The sequence below is a fragment of the Methanophagales archaeon genome, from assembly GCA_021159465.1.
Taxonomy (GTDB): Archaea; Halobacteriota; Syntropharchaeia; order Alkanophagales; family Methanospirareceae; genus G60ANME1.
The window spans coordinates 1-13,429 of the sequence record JAGGRR010000120.1; the positions used below are offsets into that span (position 1 = coordinate 1).

The following is a 13,429-nucleotide window of genomic DNA, read 5'->3' on the forward strand; positions in this document are numbered from 1 at the left end:
CTTTTTATGTACATCCAATCCTATATACATATGCACCTCCTTCTTCCCTATTTATAAGGAGGTGCTTTTCATGTAGTCATTTTCTGTATTTTTTTCTCTTTGCATAAAGTAAACAGCACCGCCTTTAAGGGTAATCTTGTAGACATTTGATAAAACATCTCTCAGCCACTTCCAGTATCTCTCTTCGGGTTGATTATCATCAAAAAATCGATAATCCTTTCCCTGTCTAAAAGACGGGTCAATAAAAGTGAGATGGATGCTTTCTTCTGTGTGACTATCAAGCAAGCCACTTGAGACAATCCTCATTTACTACTTTATACCACACATCCATTTTCTTTCCTTCCTCTCTCTTATACCCTTTCGCCTAATGTTCCGAGTGTATCTGAAGTTTCTATAAGGGGATTTGTGCGTAGTACAGAATGCACGGCACGGAGCCAGATACACTTTGTTATTGTTACACGGAGTAGCGAAACATTTCTACTCATCTACCTACCCCTCTCTATCTTCGCCTCTATCACATCATCCGAATCACGCATCGCTCGCTCTGTATCACCGAAATGTGCCTTAGCATCACGCATCTCAGCAATGAACCCCTCTATATCCGAGGCTGCTATCAGCTCATAAAGCCGGTTCGCAACCTCCAAGAAAGTTTTATGTATCTCACCCATCTCGAAATTCAACTGTATCAAGGCGTATAAACGCGGGTCCTGATGTAATATCCTGCCCACGAAGTCCATTAAAATCTCATACATCGGACTCATAACCGCCCTCGCTCGTTTAACATCGAAATCAAGCTCTTTCAGCGCGATGCCAAAAGCAATGAGAACGAAATGAGTGAGCCCCTGAAGGACACTCATCAGTCTGTCATGCTCCTCTGCACTCAAAATCTCTATCTTTGCACCACTGCGCTCAAACAGTTTATACACCCGCCTGTACAGCGCGCCCACTCGCTCTGCCACTGGCACGAATATAATCGTTTGACCACAAATGCTCTTTGCAGAAGGACCAAATAATGGATGCGTGCCCAATATCTCCACACCTTCATCTGTAACCCTTGACATCATCTCTACCGGCACCTTCTTTACCGATGTTATGTCCATCATAAGCGAGCCTTTTCGCATCTCAGGTCCCACACGCTCTATTACATCCCCTGTTATGTCTATTGGTACCGATATGAGTAGCACATCAGTATCCACCACATCACCAACACTATCTCTTAAGATGTCAACCTCCATGTGCCTGACCCCAATCTCAGTTGCTATCTCGCCAGTTCGGGCGCTTTTATCCACTATCGTCACATCAACACCACATTCCTTAAAGAAGTTAGCAAACCAGCGCCCCATACCCCCTGCTCCTCCTATTATCGTCACTTTCATCGCTTTTCTATCACCACATCCACATAATACATGTATATCGCGCCATAAACTCCATCAATTCCTCCAGCAGGTGCTTATCATCCTTTATCTTTAATTCCCTCGCCATTAATATATACTCACTGCCTCTCACCATCACGTTCCCTCTCGCTATTACCGGTGTTCCAAATGACAATGACAATGACAATCGCTTAACACCACTATCGTCGTCTAACGCCATGAATAACACACCTGTACCATCATCTACCAACACTCTATCTCCCGCCATTCCCACTATATCACCCTCCACTATCACATCAAATGCACCCTGACACCTGATTATATCACCGATATCTCGCCTTTGAGGCTTGTTCAATTCATCATACGTCGGAAAATAAATATTCCTCTCCCGCAGCTCCGTATTCCTACCAATATAAAGCGTGACCAGCCCACTCCAGCGTCTCACGTATGCATTCTCTATCAGTATTACCCTGTCTTGCTTCAACTCCTCTCGCGCTGCAACCCATGAAAAGAACGGCATTTTTGCTGTGTAATCAGCTATAACACCTTCAAGAATCTCTATTCGCTTACCATCCTTCATCGTGAGCTCTCGTGGCGATACTTCGAGAACTCTGCAAATAGTATTTATACCCCCTTCCCCGGGCTTCATGCACCACAGCTCCCTCGCACCGCCACCCTCAGCGGGTGTAAACCTGAAGAAGCCTTGTTTCTTATATTCGCGCTGCATCAGCCATCATCAATTACATATTACTACGAATACATCCCAATATAAACTCCAGCCTATTGAATAGCTCTTCTTTATCCTTCACTATTATTGCACCCCGGTTCTTCAATGCGATGAACAGCTTTGTAGCTTCACCACTCGCAAAGTCACGCTCCTCGATTCCATTAAAGATCAGCACAGGTTTGTCCAGTTCTGATGCTTTCTTAGCTGCCTCCAGGTTCCTTAAATTGCCAAAACCCACTGGCATATCACTTACTATCACCACATCTGCCTCTTGAATCATCCTCATGACTTCATGTAGGGCTTTATCAGAGATCGGTGAGAAGGGTGCTTCTGTCACTATAGGAATGCCTAAGTGCTGTGCAACTTCACAGTCTGTATCCAGCAGATTCACCACTCCCACTGTCACTCTATAGCCCCTCTCTGTGAGCGTATGCATCAATGACGCACCAGCTCCTCCACCACATATAAGATGAATCCTGGTGTCCCTGTCCTTGTCCTTGTAGCGGTTCTGTACCGGTGCAGGTGATACATAGTAGTGATTGGTTATAGCATACCTCCACACGATAACATCAACACCAAAAGTATTTTTTATGTTATCCGGGTTCAATACTGACTCAGGAGTGCCGATGGAGGCGACCCTACCGCGGTGTAGCAATACCAGTCGGTCGCAATAGTGCGCGGCTAAATTGAGGTCGTGGATAACTGCTACTACTATCAAGCCCTCCTGCCTGGTCAATCGCTTCAAGAGCTCCATTATCTCTATCTGATAGTTTATATCCAGGTGGGAGGTGGGCTCATCGAGCAGTAATACCTCGGGCTCCTGTGCCAGCGCTCTTGCTATTAATACCAGTTGCTTCTCTCCTCCACTTAATTCAGTAATACGCCTATCTGCCAGATGCCAGCAGTTCGTGAGTTCCATACACCTCTTTGCTATCTCTATATCCTTCTGGCTCTCCAGTTCCCATCTCCTCAAATGTGGATTCCTGCCCATGAGCACGATGTCAAGCGCAGAGAACTCGAAATTGATTGCGGTCTCCTGCGGCACCAGTGCGAATTTACATGCAAAATCTCGCTCATTCAGTTCTTCTATCGCGCGTTCGTCGAGTAGAATCGTACCCTTCCTCGGTCTCAATATCCGACTGATTGTTCTTAATAAAGTCGTTTTACCCGACCCATTAGGCCCTATAATACCAAGAAATTCACCGTGAGCCGCATTGAAGTCAATACTGGCAAGCACCTTCTTACTCCCGTAGTATGCATCCACATCCTTTACCTTCAATCCCATCTCTTGTATGCTATCTCGTTTTTTAAAAATGCCCCATCTCCAACTTATCCTTCAACTCCGCTAAACATCCGGGGTCTCTCTTTATTTTCTCTTTTAGCTCATCTAACATCTGATAATTCCTTAATGCAGGAATGTATGACGGATCTATATCAAGCGATTTCTTAAGGTGCTTCTCTGCCTCCTCAATCTCACCTTTGAGGAGAAAAATAACACCCAAATTTCCATAAGCCTTCGCTGAATTCTTATCAATGCTCGTAACGTACTTGAACTCCTCCATTGCTGCATCCCAATCCTCATTCTCCATAAATTCCACACCTCTACGGAACCTCTCTTCGAGCTTGAGATACGTTTCCGGGTCGATATCAGGCTTATTAGCCAATTCAAGGTCTAAAAGCTCCTTAATTCCGTTCAATAGATTTTCTGCTTTTTCCTTCACTTCTTCATCGGGATTCAATGCCAGTGCTTTATTCGCGCATTCGCGGGCTTTTGCAACATAGCCTTTACTGATATATGCGGCTCCGAGGTTATACCAATGAGCAGGACAACCTGGATCCGCCTTCACCGCTTTCTCAAGATATGTGATTGCATCTTCAAGACAGTTCAACTGGATATACGAAATTCCAATGAGCGTATACGCGCTGTCAATGTCCGGGCATTCATCAGGGATTGTCTTGAGAACGCTAATCGCACGCTTAAACCTTTCCGATACCATGAGCTTCATACCCTTCTCAAGCGCCTCTTCACAGGGATCTGCTTTTGCACGATCACGAATGGCTCCGCCATCTATTGTTTTATTATGAACACGTCGCAAGTGCTCTGCTAAATTATCCATTTTAACACTCACGCCGCAAACAGGGCATTTTGTGAATCTTCTTTTCTTCATGTCTCTAATAACTCAACTATACTAAATTTGATCAATGTCTTCTAACCCCATTTCAACCTTTTTGCTATAAGGTATAGCCATTAGCCATTATAGAGGTGCTTAGATAGACTCCCGGGTAAAAAAGAAAACCCGGGTTTTGTACACACATTCTTCTATAAAGTAAGTCTACGAGTATGAGACCCATGTGTCTCCACAAAAGATTTACTCGACCTTTTTAAACCTCCCTTCAAGCTTCTTTAGTACATCGGGCAGTGTTGTGTATTCCATCTCTTCCACAGGCAGCCTGTGTGGCTCGAAAGGTCCATGTGCTCTCATGTAATCGGCTATCTCCTGCGCTTTCCTCCGTGCAAGGTCAAATGCGGGGTCGTCAAACATATCTGCTGTTCCCACCAGCTTGCCATTGCTTATCTGGAATCCCGCTGCAATCACGCGCGGGGGACCATCAAACCGTGTACACTGGGAGTATCTAAAAGGCACAGGGATGATAGGTCCGTTATGCGAACCACGCATCCAGCCACTCACGAGATAAGGCAACGAAAACGGTTCTAAAACCTCGCCTACCGCTGGTAACCCGCTCTGTGCACGTACCAGCGCGACTGGGTCGTCTTTACCTACATATTTACCCGCTGTGAAATATAATTTCTCTGTGCTTATAACTGCTACCGGCTCATCTTTCGGCAATGGACTCGTTTCCTTTGGATACACCCTCTTTATCACATATTTGCTCTTTGCTCCTATCAGTGCAAGCAGGGCATATAACTCCTCCGGACACCTCAAAAATACCTCCTTCTTCTCTTTTATATCCCAAACCTCAAATACGAACCCGTCATGCATCACAGGGTCAATAACAAGCCCCGCGGTATTGAACGGATCAGCGAATATCTTATAGATGGGATAATTAAACGCGCCCGGTTCTGTCTTATCCATCATAAACGCGATTAACGGCTCAGAACCGCGTTCCGTAAATTCCATCTCCGCTATTCCGGGTCCCATACCCCTTATGTTACCACTGAACGCATCCACGAGCAAATCCTGACCTGCACCATGCAGCTTCAGCTCTTTCGCTACTTCAGTAGCTGCTTCAAAGGTCTCCCATGCCAGCCCATGTATATCCGGTGAATCCACACCTTTACGATGACTCATAAGCAGCTGCAGGTCATCTCCCGCATTCAGAACATGATAGCTGACAAGCAGACCCTCCCTCTTCGCCTTCTCCATCCGCTCCTCCGCCTTCTCTTTTAACTCCACTCGAACGGTCGAATGCCCTGGAAAACCCCCAACGTCCGCTTTTATCAAACTTACAGTTATCTTTGCCTTCTCCATCTTCTTTCATTCCTTACTTTGTTCAAATATTTAAAAAAAATTATCCACTATATAGATTAGATATTAGATATCCCCTTGAGTTCAGGAATCCATTCTGTCAAAGTGGTTTTAAACAGATGAGAGCACACGTCTTGCTGCTTCGTCCCTCTCCTCCTGCTCTTGTTTTATCCTGTCACCGCGTTTGAAACTCTCATCTGCATTCTCCTCATCACCCATAAGCCTGTAAACCTGCCCGAGATTGTAGTATGTGGATATCCCTCCATCCATAAGATAATCTCTGAGATTCAATGCTGCGTTGAAGAATCCAATTGCCATCTCATAATCCTCTAAATTCGCGTACGCCACGCCACAATCATTACATGTCTTAGCCAAGGTTGGCATGATCGGCTCTCTCTTCACTATCTCCTTATACACCTTTATTGCATCCTCGTACCTCCCATCTGCAAGGCATTCCTCTCCAAGAATAAGCAATTCCTCCGCTGTCTTCCCTCTTATATCCTCTCCCTCTTCTTTATCCTCCATGTTAATAAATAAAGAGCAACTGTTTATATATATTACTGTTTTTCATTGTTTTGTTTTCAGGAGTTAGGGTCTTCATCTATCAAGGTCTACCACCCTACCCAGATATGTACCATCAAGCAGATATGCCTCCATTGTGGATCTGAGAATGAGTTTTGATGCTATGGGTCCCATAAGTTTCAAATCAGGTGAATTGAAGGCTACACCACCACATATCTCGTTAAACGCAGGCATTATTATTACCCATGGGTCATTCCAGCAGTCTATATTTATATCCCTATCCCTACTATAGTACTGTGTAACGGCATTATAACTGCATTTAGCTCGAATCAAAACGCTCATCATTTTCGTATACCCAGTTCCTCTACTCTCAAGTCGAATCATCGGGTGATTATGACCGATCATAATGTAGTCAGCGGAGAAGAGCTCCTGTGATGGCCATGTGTGCCCATGTGTATAGCCCACGCCGTCGAAGATGAACCCTCTCGTTCTTTCCAGACTTACCTCATGCTGTAACTGCACACTTGCTATTGCTTCCTCAGGCATGAGTCCCTCCAGGTGCGAGTCATGATTACCTTTGACCACGTATACCGGTGCGTACTCGGCGAGAGAAGCGAGGAAGAGAGGCACTTCTGTCCTGTTCCGGTATGAAACACCAGGCACCGCATGTTTTATATCTCCAAGCAGGACAATCGCATCAGGCTCGGTTGCTCTAACACAGGTCAGTACACGCTCCAGAATCTTATTGGTTTGACTGCCGATGTTTATTCCTCTCTGCCGCAACTCATCCTCTATCCCCAGATGCAGGTCCGCAAGCACCAGTGTTCTCTTTTTATTCTCCACTATCAGTGTCGCTTCCCTTATCTCCAGTCTCATTGCAAATCACAATCTCATACCATATTATAATTATAATAGCGATATGTATGTAAGATAAGAGGGAAAAAGGGAAAGAATAAAAGAGAAGTGAGACTTTCTTATGAAACTCTTGAAGACGCGACTGAAATATAGTCATAGCAGTGGTACAGAAACAGAAACAGGTGAAATCTCTATAATTCCCGAATCAGTGGATGACCTATGGCATCTGAAGCATGTAATAGAGCCTGGAGACCTGGTCTATTCTTTCACTTACAGGCGAATGGAAGAAGCAACGGACAAAGTCAGACCAGATAAGACAGAGAAGAAGCGCCTTCGATTGGGCATACGGGTCGAGAATGTGGAGTTTCATAAATTCTCGCATCGGTTACGTATAAAGGGAATAATAGAGACTGGTTCGGATACCGAGGTGGGTTCTTATCATACCTTCAATATCGAGCCCAATACTGAACTCTCAATCATCAAGGAATGGAAGAAGCATCAACTGAAGCGGTTAAGAGAAGCGGAACGGGCTTCTAAAAGCTCTCCTATAATTATACTCACAATAGAAGCGGGCGAGGCAGTTGCAGGTGTAGTAAGACAGTATGGTGTAGATGAGCTATTCTCAATACGATATAGCTCGGGAAAAGGTATGACTGGGGGTGATACAGCCATGAAAGTCTTCTTTGGTGAGGTGTTGAGACTACTGAAGCAGGCTTATCACAACAACGCCGCGGATGCCATCATCATTGCGGGTCCCGGGTTCATAAAGAGCGATTTTTATACTTTACTGCGCGATAAAGCGCCAGAACTGCAGAAGAAGTCCATAATAGAACAGACCTCCTCTATAGGTCTCTCTGGCTTCATTGAGGTATTGAAGAGAGGCGCTGTAACGAGATTGAGAGAAGCTGAGCGACTGGCGAGAGAAGTGAAGATGTTTGAGAGATTGATGGCAGAGATAAGCAGAGAAGACGAAGGAATGGCGGTGTATGGCGAAGAGGAAGTGCGAAAAGCTCTACAATTCGGTGCAATCGAGACCCTGCTGGTCTGCGATGATAAACTAATGACAGAAGGAGAAGAAAGCAGGGCGATAGAGATAGAGGAGATACTCAAAGGTGTGGAGCGGACAGGCGGTAAGATAGTTGTATTCAGCACCGAGTTCGAGCCAGGTAAGAGATTGAAAGCACTTGGTGGAATTGCTGCTTTATTGAGGTTCAAACTTTACTATTAATAGGTATATGTAGTATAGTTATGTAATATATTAATATTGGTATGATAAATAAGCCATAAGCCCCGGTAGCTTAGCCCGGTAGAGCGATTGACTTGTAATCAATAGGTCGAGGGTTCAAATCCCTCCCGGGGCTTTGCAACTCGCGTGAGCGAAAAAAAACGAAAGATTTATATGTTTATGCACTGAGATATAATCGAGTGAAAATGGGTGTGAAAGTGAAATTAATTAGTGGGAGAACGGTTGCACAGGGTCAAAATCTGGATAACAAGCTCTCTGAGGAGTACTTCAATGCGGTAGCGTTATGCGAGTTGAATGCAGCGGATATGACAAAGATAGGGGTTTCCCCGGGCGAGAATGTGAAAGTGAGCACGAAGTATGGCACTGTAGTGGTGAAAGCGAAGCAAGGAGCAGGGAACCCTGAGGGCATTGCCTTCATCCCCATGGGTCCCTGGGCAAATGCAGTTGTCAGTGGAGATACAAAAGGTGCAGGGATGCCTCAATACAAGGGTATAGATGCAGAGATAGAGAAGACAGAGGAGCAGGTACTGCAAATAAGAGAGTTGATGCAGCAGTATATGAAATAGTGAAATAGGAGGTAAAAAGAAAAATGGTAGAAATTACGGATGTTGTATGTCCTTTGTGCGGGTGTGTATGCGATGATATCGTGGTGGAAGTGGAAGATAACAGGGTGACAAAGGTGCGAGGTGCCTGTGCAGTGGGTAAGAGCAAATTGATGGGGCATGGGCGGATAAAGAGCCCGGCAATAAGAGAGAATGGCGCTCTTAAGGACTGCTCTTATGATGAAGCGATAAAGAAGGCAGCAGAGATACTCGCAGCAGCGAGAAGACCGCTTCTATATGGATGGAGTTCTACAGTTTGTGAAGCGACGAAAGTGGGTGTGGAGCTTGCGGAGGAGATAGGTGCAGTTATTGACAATACCGCCTCGGTCTGTCATGGACCTTCAGTCCTGGCGATTCAGGATGTGGGGCTGCCTTCATGCACGCTTGGTGAGGTGAAGAACCGTGCGAGCCTTGTCATCTACTGGGGTGCCAACCCTACTTCTGCACATGGTAACCACATGAAACGTTACTCGTATATCTCAAAGGGTTATTTCCTGCCCGGAGGTAAGAAGGATCGGAAGCTCGTGGTGGTAGATGTAAGGGAGACGAAGACGGCGAAGATGGCGGATAAGTTCCTGCGTGTGGAGCCGGGTAAGGATTACCTGGTATTCTCAGCATTAAGAGCCATTTTATATGGCAATGAGGACGTGGTACCGGACGAAGTTGGGGGTGTATCGAAGAATGACCTGTTAGAAGTTGCGAGTATGATGAAAGAGACGCAGTTTGGGATTATTTTCTTCGGTATGGGTGTGACGCACTCACGTGGCAGACATAACAATATTGTAAATGCGATACAGACGACACGAGCTGCACATACACATACGAAGTTCAATATAATGCCGATGCGTGGTCACTACAACGTGGCTGGTTTTAATCAGGTATGTACCTGGGAGACAGGATTTCCATTCGCAGTTGACCTATCGCTTGGTTACCCATGGTACAATCCAGGAGAAACTTCTTCCACCGACCTCCTGATACGGAGGGAGTGTGATGCGGCACTGCTCATCGCAACAGACCCGGGGGCGCATTTCCCCGGCGAGTCTATAAGGCACCTGGCTAATATACCTGTTATTCAGATAGATCCATTTGCGAATCCCACAACCGAATTTGCTGATGTTGTCATCCCCACTGCGATAAGTGGTGTTGAGTCAGAGGGGAGCATATATCGTATGGATAATATCCCGCTGCGACTGCGTAAGCTGGTGGATACAGAATACATGAGCGATGAAGCGGTAATGGAGCGTATACTCGAAGAAGTGAGAGCGATAAAAGCAAAGGAGGGTGAATGAGATGGTTGAAGAATTATTGATAAAGAATGGCGTGGTTTACGACCCCATAAACGGTGTGAAAGGTGAGAAGAAGGACATTTGTATTCGAGATGGAAAGATAGTGGAAGAGGTGAAGAACCCGAAGGTGATAGATGCCGAAGGTCGGGTGGTGATGCCTGGTGGTGTTGATATACATGCGCATATCGCCGGCGGTAAGGTGAATTCTGGCAGATTATTCAGACCAGAAGACGGTAGGAGGGGTATAGAGCCGAAGACGAAGGTGTGCAGAGCTCAATCGGGCTATTCCGTGCCGAATACGTTCGCTACCGGCTACCGCTATGCACGTATGGGTTACACGTTCGTGATGGAGCCAGCAATGCCACCCATTGCTGCGAGACACACGCATGAGGAGCTGATTGATACCCCCATACTGGATAACGCGGCACTGCCACTCATTGACAACAACTGGATGACGATGGAATACGTGAAGAGTGGAGATATAGACCTGCTGGCTGCCTATATCGCATGGATGATAAAGGCTACAAAGGGCTACGGCGTGAAGATAGTGAATCCCGGTGGAACAGAAGCGTGGGCATGGGCGAAGAACTGTGATCTGAATGATGCTGTGCCTTATTTTGATGTAACACCTGCGGAGATAGTGAAGAGTTTAGCGGAGGCGAACGAGAGGTTCGAGATGCCTCATTCCATACATGTGCATGGTAATATGCTCGGACATCCAGGCAACTATGTAGTGACGATGAAGACCTTCGACCTGGTGAAGGGCACAAAGCCTTACAGGGACAGACCGGTATTGCATGGAACGCACACGCAGTTCCATTCGTACGGGGGTACAACATGGGGTGATTTTGAGTCCCAGGCGAAAGCAATCGCTGAGTATATAAACAGTAACGAGCATGCGAGCATTGACATCGGTTCTGTTATACTGGGTGATACAACCACGATGACTGCTGACGGTCCTATGGAGTACAGTTTGTATCAGATAACAGGGCGTAAATGGACGAACCATGATGTCGAGCTCGAGACGGGAACAGGAATAACGCCTTTCCTCTATTCCGGTAAGGTGAGCGTGCATACAATCCAGTGGGCAATAGGGCAGGAGCTTGCACTGCTCATCAAAGACCCATGGAAGGTTGCACTCACAACCGATCATCCCAATGCCGGTCCCTTCATCGGATACCCAATCCTTATCTCCATGCTGATGAACAAGCGCAGGCGTGATGAATCAGCGAAGGAGATGCATTCTGCAATATTCGACCGCGCGGAGTTGCCCTCTATAGACCGTGAGTATGACTTCTATGAGATAGCGATAATAACAAGAGCAATGGCAGCGAAGACATTAGGACTGGCGGAGCATGGCAAGGGGCATCTTGGCGTTGGTGCCGATGGTGACGTTGCGATTTACGATATCACACCAGAGGAGCGTGATGATGCAGGTAAGATACAGAAAGCGTTCCTGAACGCGAAATACACGATAAAGGGCGGTGAAATTGTGGTAAAAGATGGCGAGGTGGTAGCGGCTCCCCAGGGTAAAACCTTCTTTGTAACACCGGAATGCGATGAAAAACTGATGGATGAGATGATGGCAAAATTAAAGGACACGTTCGAGCATTACTACTCGGTCAGTTTTGCGAACTATCCTGTTCAGGATGCTTACGTGCCGAATCCATACGAAATAAGAGCGCCATGGAGGAGTTAACTCCTGAGGAGGTATAAAGATAAAAATGCAGCAGATAAGCTTGAAGTTGAAGGAAGAAGTGATGAAAGGTGTGGCGAAGATCCCCATCGTGGTGGATTCACTGACGCCCGATAAACTCTTTGGTAAGAGCGAAGCGGAGATAAAAGCAGAGAAGGTCTGGTGGGGCAACCGTCAGGAGAATACCGGTGACTTATTTGAGGTTGAGGTTGATGGAGAAGCGGGTAGTGCCTCGGAAGTGAAGATAGTGCTGGATGGCGACTTGTCGAGGGTGAAGTATATAGGAGCAGGTATGACTGCGGGTGAAATCGAGGCGAATGGCGATGTGGACATGCATTGCGGTGCGATGATGCGTGGCGGTAAGATAACGGTGCATGGAAATGCTGACTGCTGGGCAGGTCGGGAGATGCACGGCGGTGAACTGCTAATAGAAGGTGATGCGGGAGCCAATCTGTGTGCGATGTATAGAGGTGAGATTACTGGTATGACCGGCGGGAAAGTGGTCGTGGAGGGCGATGCAGGCGAATGTGTCGGGCAGTATATGGCAGGTGGTGAGATATTGATAAAAGGTAATGTGGACATTCTTGCTGGCTTGAACATGAAAGGCGGTAGAATAACAATAGAAGGTAATGCTGTAATGCCAGGAGCCGATATGACCGGTGGTGAGATAATAGTAAAGGGTAAAGTGGAGGATATGATACCCTCGTTCCGCTTCGTTGAGGTCTCAACGCTGGATGGTGCGCAATACAGGAAGTACAGTGGCGACCTCGCAATGACAGAGAAGCGAGCAAAGGGTCTGCTTTATGTTAGGGCTTAGCTTAGGGAGTGATGAGAAGTAATATGGAATTGGAAGGAGTAGAGATAGAAGATACATTTGCGGAGGCGTTCCCGATAAAGGTTGCAAGGGTATTGATAACAGCGGTAACAGAGCGTTGGGCGGAGGAAGCAGCGCGAGAGGCTACCGGGTTTGCCACTTCTGTCATTGGATGCCCGGCAGAAGCAGGGATAGATATGATGCTCTCACGTGCTGATACGCCGGATGGTAGACCTGGAGTGGCGATAATGATATGTCACTTCAAGAAGGACGGGATAAAGGCTCAATTGATTGAGCGGCTGGGTGAGTGTGTATTAACTGCACCAACAACTGCGATGTTTAACGGGCTCGAAGCGGAAGAGAAGCTACCTGTAAAACTGCACTTCTTCGGTGACGGGTTTGAATACGAGAAGGAAGTAGGCGGGCGTAAGGTCTGGGCGATACCGATGATGGAAGGCGAATTCATCTGTGAGGAGGAGTATGGAGTGAAGACAGGAGTTGCAGGAGGTAATCTCTTCATCCTCGCTAAGAGCCAGATGTCGGCACTTGCAGCTGCTGAGAATGCTGTTTCCGCAATCAGATGTGTAGAGGGTACAATAACACCGTTCCCTGGCGGTATAGTAGCTTCTGGTTCGAAACCGGGTTCGCATAAGTACAAGTTCATGCATGCTTCGACAAATGAGAAGTTCTGCCCCACGCTGAGGGATAAAGTTGAAGATACAGAGATACCGGAGGGTGTGAACTCGGTATACGAAATAGTAATAAACGGGGTGAGCGAAGAAGCGGTAAAGGAAGCGATGCGAGTGGGAATAGAGGCTGC

The 13,429-nt window shown here is 46.6% G+C and carries 14 protein-coding genes and 1 tRNA gene; 7 read left to right on the forward strand and 8 right to left on the reverse strand.

Going from position 1 to position 13,429, the window contains the following annotated elements; genetic code table 11:
* Positions 1–51 precede the first annotated feature (51 nt).
* The 8 genes from J7J01_05745 to J7J01_05780 all read right to left on the reverse strand — a co-directional run bounded on the left by J7J01_05745 (position 52) and on the right by J7J01_05780 (position 6,986).
* A complete protein-coding gene (locus J7J01_05745; GenBank protein MCD6210379.1) occupies positions 52–306 on the reverse strand; it encodes a hypothetical protein in 255 nt (84 codons plus the stop codon).
* Positions 307–485: 179 nt separating this feature from the next.
* A complete protein-coding gene (locus tag J7J01_05750; protein MCD6210380.1) occupies positions 486–1,376 on the reverse strand; it encodes a prephenate dehydrogenase/arogenate dehydrogenase family protein in 891 nt (296 codons plus the stop codon).
* A 10-nt stretch (positions 1,377–1,386) separates the two neighbouring features.
* A complete protein-coding gene (locus J7J01_05755) occupies positions 1,387–2,100 on the reverse strand; it encodes a hypothetical protein (protein MCD6210381.1) in 714 nt (237 codons plus the stop codon).
* A 13-nt stretch (positions 2,101–2,113) separates the two neighbouring features.
* On the reverse strand, positions 2,114–3,385 hold the full coding sequence (locus tag J7J01_05760) for an ATP-binding cassette domain-containing protein (GenBank protein MCD6210382.1): 1,272 nt from the start codon (positions 3,383–3,385) through the stop codon (positions 2,114–2,116).
* A 22-nt stretch (positions 3,386–3,407) separates the two neighbouring features.
* Positions 3,408–4,268 carry a tetratricopeptide repeat protein gene (locus J7J01_05765; protein ID MCD6210383.1) on the reverse strand — a complete coding sequence of 287 codons (861 nt, stop codon included), beginning with the start codon at positions 4,266–4,268 and terminating at the stop codon, positions 3,408–3,410.
* 201 nt (positions 4,269–4,469) lie between these two features.
* Complete coding sequence (locus J7J01_05770; protein MCD6210384.1) at positions 4,470–5,591, reverse strand: fructose 1,6-bisphosphatase; 1,122 nt, start codon at positions 5,589–5,591, stop codon at positions 4,470–4,472.
* Positions 5,592–5,699: 108 nt separating this feature from the next.
* Positions 5,700–6,113 carry a tetratricopeptide repeat protein gene (locus tag J7J01_05775; GenBank protein MCD6210385.1) on the reverse strand — a complete coding sequence of 138 codons (414 nt, stop codon included), beginning with the start codon at positions 6,111–6,113 and terminating at the stop codon, positions 5,700–5,702.
* Between the two features lie 72 nt (positions 6,114–6,185).
* The gene (locus J7J01_05780; protein ID MCD6210386.1) at positions 6,186–6,986 is read right to left on the reverse strand and encodes a metallophosphoesterase; all 801 of its coding nucleotides are present in this window, start codon (positions 6,984–6,986) and stop codon (positions 6,186–6,188) included.
* 100 nt (positions 6,987–7,086) lie between these two features.
* Here J7J01_05780 and J7J01_05785 point away from each other — a divergent pair, with 100 nt between their 5' ends.
* The 7 genes from J7J01_05785 to fhcD form a co-directional block, all read left to right on the forward strand.
* Complete coding sequence (locus tag J7J01_05785) at positions 7,087–8,193, forward strand: mRNA surveillance protein pelota (protein ID MCD6210387.1); 1,107 nt, start codon at positions 7,087–7,089, stop codon at positions 8,191–8,193.
* Positions 8,194–8,252: 59 nt separating this feature from the next.
* Positions 8,253–8,326 (forward strand) — tRNA-Thr (locus J7J01_05790).
* Positions 8,327–8,396: 70 nt separating this feature from the next.
* Positions 8,397–8,777 carry a hypothetical protein gene (locus J7J01_05795; protein MCD6210388.1) on the forward strand — a complete coding sequence of 127 codons (381 nt, stop codon included), beginning with the start codon at positions 8,397–8,399 and terminating at the stop codon, positions 8,775–8,777.
* 23 nt (positions 8,778–8,800) lie between these two features.
* Positions 8,801–10,102, forward strand: coding sequence for a formylmethanofuran dehydrogenase subunit B (locus J7J01_05800; GenBank protein MCD6210389.1), 1,302 nt, complete (start codon positions 8,801–8,803; stop codon positions 10,100–10,102).
* 1 nt (position 10,103) lies between these two features.
* The gene (locus J7J01_05805) at positions 10,104–11,798 is read left to right on the forward strand and encodes a formylmethanofuran dehydrogenase subunit A (protein MCD6210390.1); all 1,695 of its coding nucleotides are present in this window, start codon (positions 10,104–10,106) and stop codon (positions 11,796–11,798) included.
* A 25-nt stretch (positions 11,799–11,823) separates the two neighbouring features.
* The gene (locus J7J01_05810) at positions 11,824–12,612 is read left to right on the forward strand and encodes a formylmethanofuran dehydrogenase subunit C (GenBank protein MCD6210391.1); all 789 of its coding nucleotides are present in this window, start codon (positions 11,824–11,826) and stop codon (positions 12,610–12,612) included.
* An 11-nt stretch (positions 12,613–12,623) separates the two neighbouring features.
* Positions 12,624–13,429 (forward strand): formylmethanofuran--tetrahydromethanopterin N-formyltransferase (fhcD, locus tag J7J01_05815; protein ID MCD6210392.1); only part of this gene is annotated, 806 nt, incomplete at its 3' end.

Coding starts and splice junctions, on each gene's coding strand:
- J7J01_05765 (MCD6210383.1), bottom strand. CDS start 4,268: ATGAAGAAAAGAAGATTCACAAAATGCCCTGTTTGCGGCGTGAGTGTT.
- J7J01_05805 (MCD6210390.1), top strand. CDS start 10,104: ATGGTTGAAGAATTATTGATAAAGAATGGCGTGGTTTACGACCCCATA.
- J7J01_05800 (MCD6210389.1), top strand. CDS start 8,801: ATGGTAGAAATTACGGATGTTGTATGTCCTTTGTGCGGGTGTGTATGC.
- J7J01_05775 (MCD6210385.1), bottom strand. CDS start 6,113: ATGGAGGATAAAGAAGAGGGAGAGGATATAAGAGGGAAGACAGCGGAG.
- J7J01_05810 (MCD6210391.1), top strand. CDS start 11,824: ATGCAGCAGATAAGCTTGAAGTTGAAGGAAGAAGTGATGAAAGGTGTG.
- J7J01_05755 (MCD6210381.1), bottom strand. CDS start 2,100: ATGCAGCGCGAATATAAGAAACAAGGCTTCTTCAGGTTTACACCCGCT.
- J7J01_05785 (MCD6210387.1), top strand. CDS start 7,087: ATGAAACTCTTGAAGACGCGACTGAAATATAGTCATAGCAGTGGTACA.
- J7J01_05780 (MCD6210386.1), bottom strand. CDS start 6,986: ATGAGACTGGAGATAAGGGAAGCGACACTGATAGTGGAGAATAAAAAG.
- J7J01_05795 (MCD6210388.1), top strand. CDS start 8,397: ATGGGTGTGAAAGTGAAATTAATTAGTGGGAGAACGGTTGCACAGGGT.
- J7J01_05770 (MCD6210384.1), bottom strand. CDS start 5,591: ATGGAGAAGGCAAAGATAACTGTAAGTTTGATAAAAGCGGACGTTGGG.
- J7J01_05750 (MCD6210380.1), bottom strand. CDS start 1,376: ATGAAAGTGACGATAATAGGAGGAGCAGGGGGTATGGGGCGCTGGTTT.
- J7J01_05745 (MCD6210379.1), bottom strand. CDS start 306: ATGAGGATTGTCTCAAGTGGCTTGCTTGATAGTCACACAGAAGAAAGC.
- J7J01_05760 (MCD6210382.1), bottom strand. CDS start 3,385: ATGGGATTGAAGGTAAAGGATGTGGATGCATACTACGGGAGTAAGAAG.